Here is a 17,397-nt window from a genome sequence, read left to right as displayed (position 1 = left end):
GCATTCCCACGCGGGAGCGTGGGAACGATCAGACGTTCAGGCCGTGTTTTTTTAGGAACGCGATGAAAGTTTCTTCGTCCATCACCTTCACACCCAGCTCATTGGCCTTGGTCAATTTGGAACCGGCACCGGGGCCTGCCACAACGCAATGAGTCTTCGCCGACACCGAACCGGCAACCTTGGCGCCAAGGCTTTCCAGATGTTCCTTGGCGACATCACGGCTCATCAACTCAACTTTGCCGGTCAGCACCCAGGTCTCTCCGGACAGCGGCAAGCCCTCGACAACTTTCTTCTCGCTCTGCCAGTGCATGCCGAAATCACGCAGTTGCTTCTCGGAGGCCTCAGCCAGTTGCCGGTTCTCAGGCAGTGCAAAAAACTCGCGCACCGAATTCGCCTGTTTCTCCGGCAAAGCCTGACGCATGTCCAGCCAGTCCGCATCCATCACCGCTTCCAGCGAGCCAAACTTGTCCGCCAGTTTCTGCGCGCCACCGGGGCCGACCGAAGGAATGTGCAGCTTGTCGAGGAAGCCACCCAGCGTCGTGCTGGCAGCAAACTCGGCGCCCAACTCGCCCTGATCCTGAATCTGCAAACCATGGCCGAGCAACTCGGTGATCACCTGCTGGTTATGCGCATCTTCAAAGAAGCTGTGAATCTCGTGCGCCACTTCCAGGCCGACATCCGGCAGGTAGGTCAGCACTTGTGGCAACGCCTGCTGCACGCGCTCCAGCGAACCCAGCGAGCGCGCCAGCACCTTGGCGGTCTCTTCGCCGACATCGGGAATGCCCAAGGCATAGATGAAACGTGCGAGCCCCGGCTTCTTGCTGTCTTCGATCGCCGCCAACAACTTGTTGCTGGAGACTTCGGCAAAGCCTTCCAGATCGACGATATCGTCAAACTTCAGCGCATACAGATCGGCTGGCGAACTGACCAGGCCTTCATCGACCAGTTGCTCGACGCTTTTGTCGCCGAGGCCTTCGATATCCATCGCGCGGCGCGAGACGAAGTGAATGATCGCCTGCTTCAGTTGCGCGCCACAGGCCAGACGGCCGACGCAGCGATACACCGCGCCTTCGCTGACGGTTTCCTTGCCTTTGCTGCGCTTGATCAGTTGCGTGCGCTCAACGTGCGAACCGCAGACCGGGCAACTTTCAGGAATCTGCACCGCGCGCGCGTGTTCCGGACGACGCTCGGTGACCACTTGCACCACCTGCGGGATCACATCACCGGCACGGCGGATGATCACGGTGTCGCCGATCATCAAGCCCAGACGTGCGACTTCATCCATGTTGTGCAGCGTGGCGTTGGCCACGGTGACGCCGGCGACCTTGACCGGCTTCAGACGCGCCACTGGCGTCACGGCGCCGGTGCGGCCAACCTGGAATTCCACGTCGAGCAGCTCGGTGAGTTCTTCCATCGCCGGGAATTTGTGCGCGATCGCCCAACGCGGCTCACGAGCCCGGAAGCCCAGTTCACGCTGATCGGCAATGCTGTTGACCTTGAACACCACGCCGTCGATTTCATACGTCAGCGAGTTACGGCGCGCGCCGATGTCGCGGTAGTAATCCAGGCATTCATCGATGCCTTTGGCCAATTTCAATTCGTGACTGATCGGCATGCCCCACTTCTGCAACTGCTTGAGGTTGCCGATGTGGGTGTCGGAAATATCGTGGGAAACCTGACCGATGCCGTAGCAGCAGAACTCCAGCGGACGGTTGGCGGTGATCTTCGAGTCGAGCTGGCGCAGGCTACCAGCCGCAGCGTTACGTGGGTTGGCGAAGGTCTTGCCGCCGATTTCCAGTTGCGAGGCGTTGAGGCGCTCGAAACCGGCCTTGGACATGAACACTTCACCGCGCACTTCCAGGGTCGCCGGCCAGCCTTCGCCGTGCAGCTTCAGCGGAATGTTGCGCACGGTGCGCACGTTGACGCTGATGTCTTCGCCAGTGGTGCCGTCGCCACGCGTGGCGCCGCGTACCAGCACGCCGTCCTGATAGAGCAGGCTGACCGCCAGGCCATCGAGTTTCGGCTCGCAGCTGTATTCCACCGCCGCACTGCCGCCGAACAGATCGCCGACCGGTAGATCCAGGCCTTCAGTGACGCGGCGATCGAACTCGCGCATGTCGGTGTCTTCGAAGGCGTTACCGAGGCTGAGCATCGGCACTTCGTGACGCACCTGGGTGAACGCGGTCAGCGCCACACTGCCGACGCGCTGGGTTGGCGAGTCGCTGGTGATCAATTCCGGATTGGCCGCTTCCAGTGCCTTGAGCTCGTGGAACAACCGGTCGTACTCGGCGTCCGGAATGCTTGGTTCATCGAGGACGTGATAACGGTAGTTGTGCTGATCGAGTTCAGCGCGCAGCTCGAGAATGCGGTTTTTGGCGGCGGTCATGGGTGTTCTCTCATAAAGCAAAAGAGCAGCCGAGGCTGCTCAATCTATATTGCCGACTGCCTCTTATGCCGAGGCAATCTTTTCAATCAACGCTTCTGGGTCAGGGCGCGACGTTCGAATTCGACGATGCGCTGACGGTAGTGCTCGATGGTCTGCGCGGTCAGAACACTGCGCTGGTCATCTTTCAGTTCGCCGTTCAGTTCCTGGGACAACTTGCGTGCTGCTGCCACCATCACGTCGAAGGCCTGCTTCGGATGACGCGGACCTGGCAAGCCGAGGAAGAAGCTCACCGCCGGGGTGCTGAAATGGTCGATGTCGTCCAGATCAAAGATGCCCGGCTTGACCGCGTTGGCCATGGAGAACAGTACTTCACCGTTGCCAGCCATGCTTTCGTGACGGTGGAAAATATCCATCTCGCCAAAACGCAGGCCGCTTTCCAGGATGTTCTGCAACAGTGCCGGGCCTTTGAAGCCGGCAGCGTCACGGCAGATCACACTGATGACCAATACTTCTTCGGCTTGTGGCTGATCCTTGTCGACCGCCGCCGGCGCAGGCTTGGTGCCTTCAACGAAGTCGTCGTCACGGCTGCTGAAGCTCGGGCCGCCGTCCAGATCCAGGTCGAGGTTCAGGTCGCCCTGAGCCGGGCCATTGCTGCCGCGCTTGCCACGTTTCGAGCCGGACTCGCGAGGCTCGCGTGCTTCGCGGGCCGGCATGCTCACCGACGGCAGATCGTGTTCATCCAGTTGCGGTTCTTGATGCGTATCCAATACACGGGCCGGGCCCAACAACTCAGCGCTGGTGTCCTCGTCCGGCAGGTTGGACAGACTTCGGTCAAGACGGAATTTCAGTTTTCCCTTGCCGCCGCGCATACGGCGCCAGCCATCGAAAAGAATACCGGCTATCACAATGATGCCGATGACGATCAGCCACTCGCGCAGACCGATTTCCATGTAATCCCGTGCCTCTATAAAAAATGCTGAAAAATAAGGGGTTTACATTGTGCAAACCGCTTTAAAACGTGGCGCCAACTCTATGTTCTGACAGGCGTTTTGCCCACGTATACGAAAAATTGACATTAAACTAGCACGACCAAAGACAACTTTACACCGTCTGTCTCATTGGCTTGCGCGAATATGTCGATTGGCCAGCAAGTCGAACCCGGTAAAAAAGTCCTACAACCCTCAATTACCTTTCCGACACCACGCTGGCTCAGGCGTCCACCATCGCCATCGCCTCCTCGACATCCACGGCTACCAGTCGCGAACAACCCGGCTCATGCATCGTCACGCCCATCAACTGCTCGGCCATTTCCATGGCGATCTTGTTGTGGGTGATATAGATGAACTGCACGGTCTGCGACATCTCTTTGACCAATCGTGCGTAGCGTCCAACGTTAGCGTCATCCAGTGGCGCGTCAACCTCATCGAGCATGCAGAACGGCGCCGGGTTCAATTTGAAGATGGCAAAAACCAGTGCCAGCGCGGTCAGGGCTTTTTCCCCGCCGGAGAGCAAATGGATGGTGCTGTTCTTCTTCCCTGGCGGCTGCGCCATGATCGTTACCCCTGTATCGAGTAGATCTTCGCCCGTCAGTTCCAAATACGCCCGTCCACCACCGAAAACTTTTGGAAAAAGTGCCTGTAAACCGCCATTGATCTGATCAAAGGTATCTTTGAAGCGGTTGCGGGTTTCCTTGTCGATCTTGCGAATAACGTTTTCCAGGGTCTCCAGCGCTTCGACCAGATCGGCGTCCTGCGCATCCAGATAACGTTTACGCTCGGATTGTTGCGTGTATTCGTCGATGGCCGCGAGGTTGATCGCACCCAGGCGCTGAATCCGCGCGTTGATGCGTTCGAGTTCTTCTTCGGCTTCGCGTTCACTGGCTTGTGCAGTCAGTGTGGCAAGGACGCCATTGAGATCGTAGCCGTCTTCCAGCAGTTGGTCCTGCAAAGCCTTGCGGCGCACGGTCAGGGCTTGCCATTCCATGCGCTGCTGTTCGAGCTGGCCACGAATCAACTGCGATTGCTGCTCAGCCTGAGTCCGGCGTTTTTCCGCGTCGCGCAATTCGCGGTCGGCGTCTTCGAGGGCGATCTGCGCGGTCTTCAGTTCTTCGTCGACGGTCATGCGCTTGTCGAGCAGCTCTTCGAGCTTCAGGCGCAACTCTTCCAGCGGCGCCTCGCCCTCCTCCAGATTCAGACTCAACTGTTCGCGCTTTTCAGTCAGGCGCTCGGCCTGCATTTCCAGACGCTCCAGCGCCTGACGCGTGGAGTCGTGCTGCGCGCGCAACGAGCCAAGACGCACGGCCAATTGATGCGCGTGATCCTTGTGCTGCCGCGCTTCCTGACGCACCCGGTCGAGGCGTTCGCGCAGACTGTCGCGCTGGGCCAACAGCAACTCGCGCTGCTCGGTGTCCAGCGCCATGGCATCCAGCGCGTCCTGCAATTGCATGCGCGCTTCGCCGATCTGCTCGTGCTCGAGTTCGCGTTGCTCGCCGAGTTCGACCAGCTCTTCATCAAGACGGGTACGACGCAGGGTCAACTGTTCGGCCTTGGCTTTGCCAGCGGACAGCTGCGCTTTCAATTCGCCCTGCTGACGCGCTTCGTCTTGCAGCAAACGACGCAAATGCTCGCGGCCGTTTTCCTGCTGACGCTGTTGCGCGCGCAGGGTTTGCAGACGGGTTTCCATGGCCTCGACCGTGGCTTCTTTCTCTTCCCGCTCGAGGTGCAGCGCTTCGATTTCCTGGCCCCGGGCGAGCATGCCGCTTTCCGCTTCGCTGGCCCGACGCACGCGTAAAAAGTGCCGACCGACCCAGTAACCGTCGCGGCTGATCAGGCTTTCGCCGGTGCTCAACTGCCCACGCAAGGCCAACGCCTGCTCAAGGCTGTCGACCGGTTTGACCTGACCGAGCCACGGCGACAGATCGATCTGCGCGTCGACCTTGTCGAGCAAGCTGCCCGCCACGCGCACGCCATCGCTGGCCGGACTGAGCAGGCGCAAATCGCCCTGAGTAAAACCGGACAAATCGAAGCCGCTGAAGTCGTCGACCAGCACCGCTTGCAGATCGGCGCCGAGCACGGTTTCCACCGCCAGTTCCCAACCGGCCTCGACCTTCAAGCCTTCGGCCAGACGCGGACGCTCGGCGAGGTTGTGTTCCTTCAGCCATTCGGCGGTGCCGGTGCCCGGGTCGAGCGCGGCTTGTTGCAAGGCTTCAAGGGACGCGAGACGACCGTTGAGGCGCTGCAGATCGCCCTGCGCCTGCTGCTGCGCGGTCAGCGCTTGCTGCAATTCCTGACGCAGTTGTTCGAGTTTTTCGACCTGGGCTTCTTCGCTGGTCTGCAAATCTTCGAGGGTCGCTTCGGACTCGGCGAGCTGCTCGTTGAGTTCCATGATCGCCGCATCTTCCGGGTCGGCCGAGAGCAACGCGCGCTCTTCGCCAAGACGCTTTTGCCGGTCAGCAAGACGCTCCATGCTGGTTTCCAGCTGCTGGATGCGCGATTGCTGCACTTCGGCCTGACGGCGCGGTTCGGCGGCGGTCAGGTTGAAGGCGTCCCACTGTTCCTGCCAGCCGTGCATCACGGATTCGGAATCTTCCAGTGCAGCGGCGGCTTCTTCGGCGGCGGCGCTGGTGACTTCCTGCTCGGGGGTGAGCATGTCCAGCTCTTCGCCGAGGGTCAGCAGCAACGTGCGGTCGTGGCCCAGGTGCGACTCGGTTTCGAGGCGCGCACGTTCAGCTTCTTTCAAGTCGTCCTGCAACTGCCGCAAACGCTGCTGGCCGTGCTGGATACTTTGCTCGACCCGGGCGATGTCGCCGCCGACCGAATAGAAGCGCCCCTGCACCAGATTGAAGCGTTCGGACAGGTCATGGTGACCGTCACGCAGGCGTTCGATGGCCGCATCAGCGTTTCGCTGCTCGGCGACCAGCGCTTCGAAACTGATTTCCTGGGTGCCGATGATCGACTCGCGCTGGCCGACCTGATCGTTGAGATCCTGCCAGCGCAAGGCCGACAGTTGCGCCTTGAGCTGGCGCTCCTCGGCTTTGAATTCCTGATACTTCTTCGCCGCTTCGGCCTGACGGTGCAGGCGCTCAAGTTGACGCTCGAGCTCATCACGCAGGTCAGTCAGACGCGCGAGGTTTTCGTGGGTGCGGCGGATGCGGTTTTCGGTCTCGCGGCGGCGCTCTTTATATTTCGAGATGCCGGCCGCTTCTTCGATGAAGTTACGCAGGTCTTCGGGCTTGGATTCGATCAGCTTGGAGATCATCCCCTGCTCGATGATCGAATAGCTGCGCGGGCCGAGACCGGTGCCGAGGAAGATATCGGTGATGTCGCGCCGCCGGCATTTGGTGCCGTTGAGGTAATACGTGGTCTGGCTGTCGCGGGTGACTTTGCGGCGAATGGAAATCTCGGCGTAGGCGGCGTACTCGCCCAGCAGCGTGCCGTCGGAGTTGTCGAAGACCAGCTCGATACTCGCCTGACTCACCGGTTTACGGCTGGTCGAACCGTTGAAGATGACGTCGGTCATCGACTCGCCACGGAGGTTCTTCGCCGAACTTTCGCCCATCACCCAGCGGACGGCGTCGATGATGTTCGACTTGCCGCAACCGTTCGGCCCGACGACCGCCGCCATGTTACTGGGGAAGTTCACCGTGGTCGGGTCGACGAAGGATTTGAATCCCGCCAGTTTGATGCACTTGAGCCGCACGCTTAGGCAACCGTCAGCGCGGAGACCACCAGATCGCAACTGCGCTGGGCGTAAGCCGTCAGCACGATGCGGATCTGCGGCAAATCACGGGCAAGCACGGCAGCTAGCAGGCGTTCGAACAGTTCGAGGAACTCGCTCATTGAGGCCTTGCGCTGTTCGAGGGCGAGGAAATAGGCGCGGCTCATCGCCGGCTGCAGGTTCTCTACCGTTTCTTGCAGGTACGGATTGTTGGCGAACGGATAGGCGGCGCGCATCACGCTGAAGCTGTCGTCGACGAAGCTGCGGATATCCTGACGCTCGTAGCTGGCGGTCAGGCGCTGCTGGATCTGCACGAACGGCGCCATGTCCGACTGCACTTGCCAGCCATTGGCCACCGAGTTGCCGAGCAGGATGTACAACTCGCTCATCAGCGTGCACAGGCTCTGCACCTTGTGCGGCGTCAGCTCGGTGACGTGCGCGCCACGGCGCGGCAGGATCGCGATCAGGTGGCGGCGTTCGAGGATCAGCAAGGCTTCGCGGACCGAGCCGCGGCTGACATTCAGTGCCAGCGTGACCTTCTGTTCCTGGATGCGCTCTCCCGGCTTCATTTCGCCACGAATGATGCGTTCGGCGAGGTGGTGAGCGATTTGCTCGGCGAGGCTGTCCGGCGCCTTGAACGTCATGGTTGTCCTTCAAACTCTATCGATCTGCACAAGCGGCGCAGTGTAGCGCAAATGCACGGTCATGGCGGAGTGCCCACTCAGCGGTTTTTGGCACGATTCCCGCAAAAAAGCAGGGTGACCGATGAAGGTCAATAATGAATAGACACGTTGTTGATCGACGAAATGGACTTTCCTGACCTTTAAGTCAGAAAACCATTGACCGAAAAGTCAGACCTGCTAAATTCGGCTCAAGTCGGTTAACAACAATAATGAGTCTGCGAGGCCTTCCGTGATCCAGTTTTTACTTAACCAGGAACTCCGTAGCGAGCACGCCCTGGACCCGAATCTGACTGTGCTCAATTACCTGCGTGAACACGTGGGCAAGTCCGGCACCAAAGAAGGTTGCGCCAGCGGTGACTGCGGCGCCTGCACCGTGGTGGTCGGCGAGTTGCAAACGGATGACGCTGGCCGCGAACACATTCGCTATCGCAGCCTCAACTCGTGCCTGACCTTTGTCTCGTCGCTGCACGGCAAACAACTGATCAGCGTCGAAGACCTCAAACACCAAGGCGAACTGCACAGCGTGCAGAAAGCCATGGTCGAATGCCACGGCTCGCAGTGCGGTTTCTGCACCCCCGGTTTCGTCATGTCGCTGTTCGCCCTGCAAAAGAACAGCGATGCACCGGATCACGCCAAGGCCCACGAAGCGCTGGCCGGCAATCTCTGCCGCTGCACTGGCTACCGGCCGATTCTGGCGGCTGCCGAGCAATCCTGCTGCGGCAAGCAACCGGATCAGTTCGATGCCCGCGAAGCGGAAACCATCGCCCGACTGAAAGCCATCGCCCCGACCGATATCGGCGAACTGAACAGCGGCGACAAGCGCTGCCTGGTACCGCTGACCGTCGCTGATCTGGCCGATCTCTATGACGCTTATCCACAAGCACGGCTTCTCGCTGGCGGTACTGACCTGGCACTGGAAGTCACCCAGTTCCACCGCACCTTGCCGGTGATGATCTACGTCGGCAACGTCGCGGAAATGAAGCGCATCGACACCTTCGAAGACCGCATCGAAATCGGCGCCGCCACCGCCCTCTCCGACTGCTACGAAGCGTTGAACGCCGAGTACCCGGACTTCGGCGAACTGCTGCACCGCTTCGCCTCGCTGCAAATCCGCAATCAGGGCACCCTCGGCGGCAACATCGGCAACGCCTCGCCGATCGGTGACTCGCCACCGCTGCTGATCGCCCTCGGCGCGCAGGTGGTGCTGTGCAAAGGCGAAACCCGCCGCACCCTGAACCTCGACGATTACTTCATCGATTACAAAGTCACCGCCCGTCAGGAAAGTGAATTCATCGAGAAGATCATCGTGCCGCGCGCCACTGCCGAGCAGTTGTTCCGCGCCTACAAAGTCTCCAAGCGTCTGGACGACGACATCTCCGCCGTCTGCGCCGCGTTCAACCTGCGCGTCGAAAACGGCGTGATCACCGATGCGCGCATGGCCTTCGGTGGCATGGCTGCGATCCCGAAACGCGCCGCCCATTGTGAAGCCGCGCTGATCGGTGCGCCGTTCAACAACGCCGTGGTCGAACGTGCCTGCGCCGCGCTGGCCGAAGATTTCACGCCGCTTTCGGACTTCCGCGCCAGCAAGGAATATCGCCTGCTCAGCGCGCAGAACCTGCTGCGCAAATACTTCATCGAACTGCAAACACCGCACATCGAGACTCGGGTGACCGCTTATGTCTAACCATCACGGCGTAGAGAAAACCCAGGCTGAACTGGCTGAACTGTTCGCCAAGGATCTGACCTCCGGTGTCGGTCGCAGCGTCAAGCACGACAGCGCCGCCAAGCACGTGTCCGGTGAAGCGCAGTACATCGATGATCGCCTGGAGTTTCCCAACCAGTTGCACTTGTATGCACGCATGTCGGACCGCGCCCACGCGAAAATCATCAGCATCGACACCTCGCCGTGCTATGCCTTCGAAGGCGTGCGCATCGCCATCACCCACGAAGACGTCCCGGGCTTGAAAGACATCGGCCCGTTGATGCCGGGCGACCCGCTGCTGGCCATCGATGACGTGCAATTCGTCGGTCAACCGGTGCTCGCCGTCGCCGCGAAAGATCTGGAAACCGCGCGCAAAGCCGCGATGGCCGCGATCATCGAATACGAAGACCTCGAACCTGTGCTCGACGTGGTTGAAGCCTTGCGCAAACGCCACTTCGTCCTCGACAGCCACACTCACCAGCGCGGCGATTCGGTTTCCGCACTGGCGACGGCTGAACACCGCATTCAAGGCACGCTGCACATCGGCGGCCAGGAACACTTTTATCTGGAGACACAAATCTCCTCGGTGATGCCCACCGAAGACGGCGGCATGATCGTCTACTGCTCGACGCAGAACCCCACCGAAGTGCAGAAACTGGTCGCCGAAGTGCTCGACGTGTCGATGAACAAAATCGTCGTCGACATGCGCCGCATGGGCGGTGGTTTCGGTGGCAAGGAAACCCAGGCGGCCAGCCCGGCTTGCCTGTGCGCGGTGGTTGCGCACCTCACCGGTCAGCCAACGAAGATGCGCCTGCCGCGCGTCGAAGACATGCTGATGACCGGCAAGCGTCACCCGTTTTACGTCGAGTACGACGTCGGCTTCGACAGCACCGGGCGCCTGCACGGGATCAACATGGACCTGGCCGGCAACTGCGGCTGCTCGCCGGACTTGTCTGCCTCGATCGTTGACCGCGCGATGTTCCACTCGGACAACTCGTACTACCTCGGCGATGCGACCATCAACGGTCACCGCTGCAAGACCAACACCGCGTCGAACACCGCTTACCGGGGTTTCGGTGGCCCGCAAGGCATGGTCGCCATCGAGGAAGTGATGGACGCGATTGCCCGTCACCTGCAACTCGATCCGCTCGCGGTGCGCAAGGCCAACTACTACGGCAAGACCGAGCGCAACGTCACCCATTATTACCAGACCGTCGAGCACAACATGCTCGAAGAGATGACCGCCGAACTGGAAGAAAGCAGCCAGTATCACGAACGCCGCGAAGCGATCCGTCGCTACAACGCCAACAGCCCGATCCTGAAAAAAGGCCTGGCGCTGACCCCAGTGAAATTCGGTATTTCCTTCACCGCCAGTTTCTTGAACCAGGCCGGTGCGCTGATCCACATCTATACCGACGGCAGCATCCACCTGAACCACGGCGGCACGGAAATGGGCCAGGGCCTGAACACCAAAGTCGCGCAGGTCGTGGCCGAAGTGTTCCAGGTTGAAATCGATCGCGTGCAGATCACCGCGACCAATACCGACAAGGTGCCGAACACCTCGCCGACAGCGGCGTCCAGCGGTGCTGACCTGAACGGTAAAGCGGCGCAGAACGCGGCGGAAATCATCAAGAAACGCCTGATCGAATTCGCTGCGCGGCACTACAAAGTCACTGAGGAAGACGTTGAATTCCACAACGGCCACGTGCGCGTTCGCGACCATATCCTGACCTTTGAAGCGCTGATCCAGCAGGCGTATTTCAATCAGGTGTCGCTGTCGAGCACCGGCTTCTACAAGACCCCGAAAATCTACTACGACCGCAGCCAGGCGCGTGGCCGTCCGTTCTACTACTTCGCCTTCGGCGCGGCGTGCTGCGAAGTCATCGTCGACACCCTGACTGGCGAGTACAAAATGCTGCGCACCGACATTCTTCACGACGTCGGCGCCTCGCTGAACCCGTCCATCGACATCGGTCAGGTTGAGGGTGGTTTCATTCAGGGCATGGGCTGGCTGACCATGGAAGAGCTGGTCTGGAACAACAAAGGCAAGCTGATGACCAACGGCCCGGCCAGCTACAAGATCCCGGCCGTGGCGGACATGCCGCTGGACCTGCGCGTGAAGCTGGTGGAAAACCGCAAGAACCCGGAAGACACGGTGTTCCATTCCAAAGCTGTCGGTGAGCCGCCGTTCATGCTCGGGATTGCTTCGTGGTGTGCGATCAAGGATGCAGTGGCGAGTCTCGGTGACTACAAACATCAGCCGCAGATCGATGCGCCGGCGACCCCGGAGCGGGTGTTGTGGGGGTGTGAGCAGATGCGTCAGTTGAAAGCGGTGAAAGCCGTTGAAGCTGAAACCGCGGTTGTTTGATGATCGTTCCCACGCTCTGCGTGGGAATGCAGCCCGCGACGCTCTGCGTCGCATCCTGAACAGCGGACGCGGAGCGTCCAGTGATGCATTCCCACGCAGAGCGTGGGAACGATCTGAGAGGTGTGTATGTACAACTGGATCGACGCCCTCGCCGACCTGCAGAACCAGGGCGAACCCTGTGTGCTGGTGACGATCATCGAAGAACTCGGCTCGACGCCACGCAACGCCGGCTCGAAAATGGTCATCAGCGCTAACCGGAGCTTCGACACCATTGGTGGCGGGCATCTGGAATACAAAGCCATGCAGATCGCCCGCGAGATGCTCGCCAGCGGCAAGCAGGACACTCATCTGGAGCGCTTCAGTCTCGGCGCCAGCCTGGGTCAGTGCTGCGGCGGCGCCACCGTGTTGCTGTTCGAACCGATGGGCCAGGTGCAGGCGCAGATCGCTGTATTCGGTGCCGGCCACGTTGGCCGCGCCCTCGTGCCATTGCTCGCCAGCCTGCCCTGCCGCGTGCGCTGGATCGATTCGCGTGATGCCGAATTCCCCGAACAGATCCCCCACGGCGTGCGTAAAATCGTCGCCGAAGAGCCTGTGGATGAAATCGATGAGCTGCCCGCTGGCAGTTATTGCATCGTCATGACCCACAACCATCAGCTCGACCTTGAACTCACGGCTGCGATCCTCAAGCGCAACGACTTCGCCTACTTCGGCCTGATCGGTTCGAAGACCAAACGGGTCAAGTTCGAACATCGCTTGCGTGATCGCGGTTTCGACAGCGGCGTGGTGCAACGCATGCGCTGCCCGATGGGCATCGGCGAAGTCAAAGGCAAATTGCCTGTGGAAATCGCCATCTCCATCGCCGGCGAAATCATCGCCACCTACAACGCCAACTTCGGCCAGCAGACTGCCAGCGCCGAACCGATTGCCAAACTGCTGCCGGTTTCGCGGCGCAGTCAGGCGACCAAACTCAAAGCCTCAAACTGATTAGAGAACCCTCATGCCTCTGACTCGCAAAGCCTACCGCGCCGCCATCCTGCACAGCATCGCCGACCCCGCCGAAGTCGGGATCGAAGCCTCCTACGAATATTTCGAGGACGGCCTGCTGGTGGTCGATGGCGGCAAGATCAGCGCCCTTGGCCACGCCAGTGATTTGCTGCCGACCCTGCCGGCGGACATCGAAATCGAGCACTACCAAGACGCGTTGATCACCCCGGGCTTCATCGACACTCACATTCACTTTCCGCAAACCGGCATGGTCGGTGCCTACGGCGAGCAACTGCTCGACTGGCTGAACACCTACACCTTCCCGTGCGAAAGCCAGTTCAGCGACAAGGCCCACGCCGACGAAGTCGCTGACATTTTCGTCAAAGAGCTGCTGCGCAACGGCACCACCACCGCGCTGGTGTTCGGCAGCGTGCACCCGCAATCGGTGAACTCGTTCTTCGAAGCGGCCGAGAAGCTCGACCTGCGGATGATCGCCGGTAAAGTGATGATGGATCGCAACGCCCCGGACTACCTGACCGACACCGCCGAATCGAGCTACGTCGACAGCAAAGCGCTGATCGAGCGCTGGCATGGCAAGGGTCGTCTGCACTATGCGGTCACCCCGCGTTTCGCACCGACCAGCACCCCGGAACAGCTGACCCTCGCCGGCCAACTGCTGACCGAGTATCCGGATCTGTACATGCAGACCCACATCAGCGAAAACCTCAAGGAAATCGAGTGGGTCAAGGAGCTGTTCCCGGAGCGCAAGGGCTACCTCGACGTTTACGATCACTACCAATTGCTCGGCGAGCGTTCGGTGTTCGCTCACGGCGTGCACCTGTGCGACGAAGAATGCGCGCGACTGGCAGAAACCGGCTCGGCGATCTCGTTCTGCCCGACTTCCAACTTCTTCCTCGGCAGTGGCTTGTTCAACCTGCCGATGGCCGAGAAGCACAAACTCAATGTCGGTCTGGGTACTGACGTCGGCGGCGGTACCAGTTTCTCGCTGCTGCAGACGCTGAACGAAGCGTACAAAGTGATGCAACTGCAAGGTGCGCGACTGAGCCCGTTCAAGTCGCTGTATCTGGCGACACTGGGTGGTGCACGGGCGCTGCGCCTGGAAGACAAGATCGGCAACCTGCAACCGGGTTCCGACGCTGACTTCCTGGTGCTGGATTACAATGCCACGCCGCTGCTGAGCTATCGCCTGAAGCAGGCCAACAACATTGCCGAGACGTTGTTTGTGTTGATGACGCTGGGCGATGACCGCACGGTGCAGCAGACGTATGCGGCGGGTGCTTTGGTGCATCAGCGCTAATTTCCCCCGCCCCATGATCGTTCCCACGCTCCGCGTGGGAATGCAGCCCGTGACGCTCCGCGTCACTGGACGCGGAGCGTCCCCAGAGGCATTACCACGCAGAGCGTGGGAACGATCAGGCAGGCACAAAAAATCCCCCGCAACTTTTCAGCTGCGGGGGATTTTTCTATCGGTCAGTTAGAGCTTGGCCGCAGGGCGCCCCGGCTTCTTGGTCTGCAACAAATGCGAGAACACCGCATGCAGATCATCCGACGCGCCTTCCTCGTCGAGATTGAGCTTGCTGTCGATGTGATCCATGTGATGCATCATCAAATTCACCGCCAGCTCATCGTCGCGTTTCTCGATCGCGTCGATCAACTGGGTGTGTTCGTCATACGAACAGTGCGAACGGTTGCCGCTTTCATACTGAGCGATGATCAGCGATGTCTGCGACACCAGGCTGCGCTGGAAGCTGATCAACGGAGCGTTCATCGCCGCTTCCGCCAGTTTCAGGTGGAATTCGCCCGACAGACGAATACCGGCGCCGCGATCGCCACGGGAGAAGCTGTCGCGCTCATCGTTGACCATCTGCCGCAGCTCGGCGATCTGCTCGGCGGTGGCGTGTTGCACCGCCAGCTCAGTGATCGCGCGTTCGACCAGACGGCGGGCGAGAAACACCTGACGCGCCTCTTCCACACTCGGACTGGCGACCACGGCGCCACGGTTCGGCCGCAACAGCACGACGCCTTCATGGGCCAGACGCGAGAGCGCGCGGCGAATGATGGTGCGGCTGACCCCGAAGATTTCCCCCAGCGCTTCTTCGCTCAATTTTGTGCCGGGCGCCAGACGCTGTTCGAGGATGGCCTCGAAGATATGTGCGTAGACAATATCGTCCTGGGTTCCGCTGCGACCGGCTTTGCCTGCTCGCGGTTGTTTCTTGAGGGGTTGCAACTGTTCGTTCATGGGCACTCGAGTCGGGAGAACTGCGGCGAATAGACCGTGACTGTAATACGGCACAGTAGGTCGCTGGCAAGTATCGCGTAAAAAACAGCGCGATTGTACACAATGAAAGGTGGCAACACGACTGTACGGCTGTTTGTGACTTCGGCTGTATTGCAACGATCCGTTACGTTTGAGTTTAGGCTTGTTCGCAGAATCCGCTGGTCGACCACAATCCCCTGTGGGAGCGAGCCTGCTCGCGAAAGCCGTTTCATATTCAAAATGAATGTTGACTGACACACCGCTTTCGCGAGCAGGCTCGCTCCCACAGGGGTTTGGCGTACAGGGGACATCTTCATTGCTATAAGGAACACCGCCGTCATGAACGACGCCACCCAAATCCGACTGCGCCCTCTGGCCGACACCTCGCCCTCGGCGATCGTCGCCGGTTTCATCGCGATGATGACCGGCTACACCAGCTCGCTGGTGCTGATGTTCCAGGCCGGGCAAGCGGCGGGCCTGACCAGCGGGCAGATTTCTTCGTGGATCTGGGCGATTTCCATTGGCATGGCCGTGTGTTCGATCGGCCTGTCGTTGCGTTATCGCACGCCGATCACCATCGCCTGGTCGACGCCCGGCGCGGCGTTGCTGATCACCAGTCTGGGCGGCGTCAGCTATGGCGAGGCCATCGGCGCCTACATCACCTGTGCGGTGCTGGTGACGATCTGCGGCCTGACCGGCAGCTTCGAACGGCTGGTGAAAAAGATTCCAGCCTCACTGGCGGCGGCATTGCTGGCAGGGATTCTGTTCAAGATCGGCAGCGAAATTTTCGTCGCCGCGCAGCACCGTACCGGGCTGGTGCTAGGGATGTTTTTCACCTACCTGCTGGTCAAACGCCTGTCGCCACGTTACGCCGTGCTCGCGGCGCTGCTGATCGGCACCGCGCTGTCGGGCTTCATGGGCTTGCTGGATTTCAGCGGCTTTCATCTGGAAGTCGCGACGCCGGTGTGGACCACGCCGCACTTCTCGCTCGCCGCGACCATCAGCATCGGCATTCCGTTGTTCGTGGTGGCGATGACCTCGCAGAACATGCCCGGCATCGCCGTACTGCGCGCCGACGGCTACAACGTCCCGGCCTCACCGCTGATCACCACCACCGGCATCGCTTCACTATTGCTGGCGCCGTTCGGCTCCCACGGCATCAACCTCGCGGCCATCAGCGCAGCGATCTGCACCGGGCCGCACGCCCATGAGGATCGCAACAAGCGCTACACCGCTGCGGTCTGGTGCGGGATTTTCTACGGGATTGCCGGGGTGTTCGGCGCCACGTTGGCGGCGTTGTTTGCCGCGTTGCCGAAGGAACTGGTGCTGTCGATTGCGGCGCTGGCGCTGTTTGGTTCGATCATCAATGGTTTGAGCATTGCCATGACCGAGGTGAAGGAGCGTGAGGCGGCGTTGATTACCTTTATGGTCACGGCATCGGGGTTGACGCTGTTTTCCATTGGTTCGGCATTTTGGGGGATTGTCGCGGGGGTTTTGACGCTGGTGATTTTGAATTGGCGTAAGGCTTAAGGTCAAAAGCCCCTCACCCTAACCCTCTCCCCGGGGGAGAGGGGACTGACCGAGGTGCTTGGAAGAAATACGCCGACGTGGGATACCGAGTCGAACTCAGGTGTTGAACAGCTCGCAAATCGGCTCCCTCTCCTCCGGGAGAGGGCTGGGGTGAGGGGCAGACTCACCACAAATCCCAAACCGAACACCCAAACACCCAACCACCAGACGAAAAAAAACGGCGACCCTCAGGTCGCCGTTTTTTTCAGTATCACTTAGCCGCGTTGATCGGCTTTTCCGGATACCAAACGTCCAGCAACGGGCTGACTTCATACTTGGTCAGCTCGGAGCGGGTTTTCAGCCAGGCTTCAACGGCAGCGCGCTGCTCTTCGTTGACCGAGCCACGCTTCTGCAGGCAAACCAGACCGAAGTCGTCGCCGCCCACATAACCCAGACCATTGGCTTCCATGGCTTCTTTGATGAAGGCTTCGAGGAAAGCGTCAATGGCTTCTTCGGACAAGTCTTCTTTGAAGTCCAGGTTCAGTTCGAAACCCAGCTCTTGAAATTCATCAACGCACAGTTTTTTGCGCAGACGCTGGGAACGGTTAGTCGCCATTGGAACAATCCTCTTAAGTAAATACGGCGGGCACTTTACCAGTTTAAGCAATCGATTGCCCGACTCTCTGGACACAGCGACCGACCGCCTGTAAAAAAATAACGTATTGGCCTGCCCGGACAAGGCACAACCTGTTACAGGTTGGGGCATAATGC

11 protein-coding genes are annotated in these 17,397 nt (G+C 60.1%); 5 read left to right on the top strand and 6 right to left on the bottom strand.

Going from position 1 to position 17,397, the window contains the following annotated elements; genetic code table 11:
* Positions 1-28: 28 nt before the first annotated feature.
* The 4 genes from ligA to QOM10_RS09540 form a co-directional block, all read right to left on the bottom strand.
* Positions 29-2,386, bottom strand: a complete 2,358-nt coding sequence (gene ligA / locus QOM10_RS09555; protein WP_316917915.1) for an NAD-dependent DNA ligase LigA — start codon at positions 2,384-2,386, stop codon at positions 29-31.
* A gap of 86 nt (positions 2,387-2,472) precedes the next feature.
* On the bottom strand, positions 2,473-3,336 hold the full coding sequence (gene zipA, locus QOM10_RS09550; RefSeq protein WP_150751623.1) for a cell division protein ZipA: 864 nt from the start codon (positions 3,334-3,336) through the stop codon (positions 2,473-2,475).
* A gap of 259 nt (positions 3,337-3,595) precedes the next feature.
* On the bottom strand, positions 3,596-7,084 hold the full coding sequence (gene smc / locus QOM10_RS09545) for a chromosome segregation protein SMC (RefSeq protein WP_150751624.1): 3,489 nt from the start codon (positions 7,082-7,084) through the stop codon (positions 3,596-3,598).
* Between the two features lie 2 nt (positions 7,085-7,086).
* A complete protein-coding gene (locus tag QOM10_RS09540; protein ID WP_038365421.1) occupies positions 7,087-7,746 on the bottom strand; it encodes a GntR family transcriptional regulator in 660 nt (219 codons plus the stop codon).
* A 268-nt stretch (positions 7,747-8,014) separates the two neighbouring features.
* Here QOM10_RS09540 and xdhA point away from each other — a divergent pair, with 268 nt between their 5' ends.
* The 4 genes from xdhA to guaD all read left to right on the top strand — a co-directional run bounded on the left by xdhA (position 8,015) and on the right by guaD (position 14,157).
* Entirely contained in the window at positions 8,015-9,469 is a 1,455-nt protein-coding gene (gene xdhA, locus QOM10_RS09535; protein WP_316917914.1) for a xanthine dehydrogenase small subunit, read from the top strand.
* Positions 9,462-11,855, top strand: coding sequence for a xanthine dehydrogenase molybdopterin binding subunit (xdhB, locus tag QOM10_RS09530; RefSeq protein ID WP_127926502.1), 2,394 nt, complete (start codon positions 9,462-9,464; stop codon positions 11,853-11,855). The genes xdhA and xdhB overlap by 8 nt, the downstream gene beginning before the upstream one ends.
* 126 nt (positions 11,856-11,981) lie before the next feature.
* Positions 11,982-12,839, top strand: a complete 858-nt coding sequence (gene xdhC, locus QOM10_RS09525; protein WP_150751627.1) for a xanthine dehydrogenase accessory protein XdhC — start codon at positions 11,982-11,984, stop codon at positions 12,837-12,839.
* A gap of 13 nt (positions 12,840-12,852) precedes the next feature.
* Complete coding sequence (gene guaD / locus QOM10_RS09520; RefSeq protein ID WP_316917913.1) at positions 12,853-14,157, top strand: guanine deaminase; 1,305 nt, start codon at positions 12,853-12,855, stop codon at positions 14,155-14,157.
* Between the two features lie 177 nt (positions 14,158-14,334).
* On the opposite strand, the gene QOM10_RS09515 is transcribed toward guaD, so the two are convergent.
* A complete protein-coding gene (locus QOM10_RS09515; protein ID WP_127926499.1) occupies positions 14,335-15,099 on the bottom strand; it encodes a GntR family transcriptional regulator in 765 nt (254 codons plus the stop codon).
* Between the two features lie 357 nt (positions 15,100-15,456).
* Here QOM10_RS09515 and QOM10_RS09510 point away from each other — a divergent pair, with 357 nt between their 5' ends.
* Positions 15,457-16,647 carry a benzoate/H(+) symporter BenE family transporter gene (locus QOM10_RS09510; protein WP_127926498.1) on the top strand — a complete coding sequence of 397 codons (1,191 nt, stop codon included), beginning with the start codon at positions 15,457-15,459 and terminating at the stop codon, positions 16,645-16,647.
* A gap of 250 nt (positions 16,648-16,897) precedes the next feature.
* Here QOM10_RS09510 and QOM10_RS09505 read toward each other — a convergent pair whose 3' ends face one another.
* Entirely contained in the window at positions 16,898-17,242 is a 345-nt protein-coding gene (locus tag QOM10_RS09505) for a YggL family protein (RefSeq protein ID WP_007916365.1), read from the bottom strand.
* Positions 17,243-17,397: the final 155 nt, after the last annotated feature.

The sequence above is a fragment of the Pseudomonas sp. P108 genome, assembly GCF_032613195.1.
GTDB lineage: Bacteria > Pseudomonadota > Gammaproteobacteria > Pseudomonadales > Pseudomonadaceae > Aquipseudomonas.
Note: the sequence above shows the minus strand (reverse complement) of the source record. Positions and strands in the feature narration are given on the sequence as shown.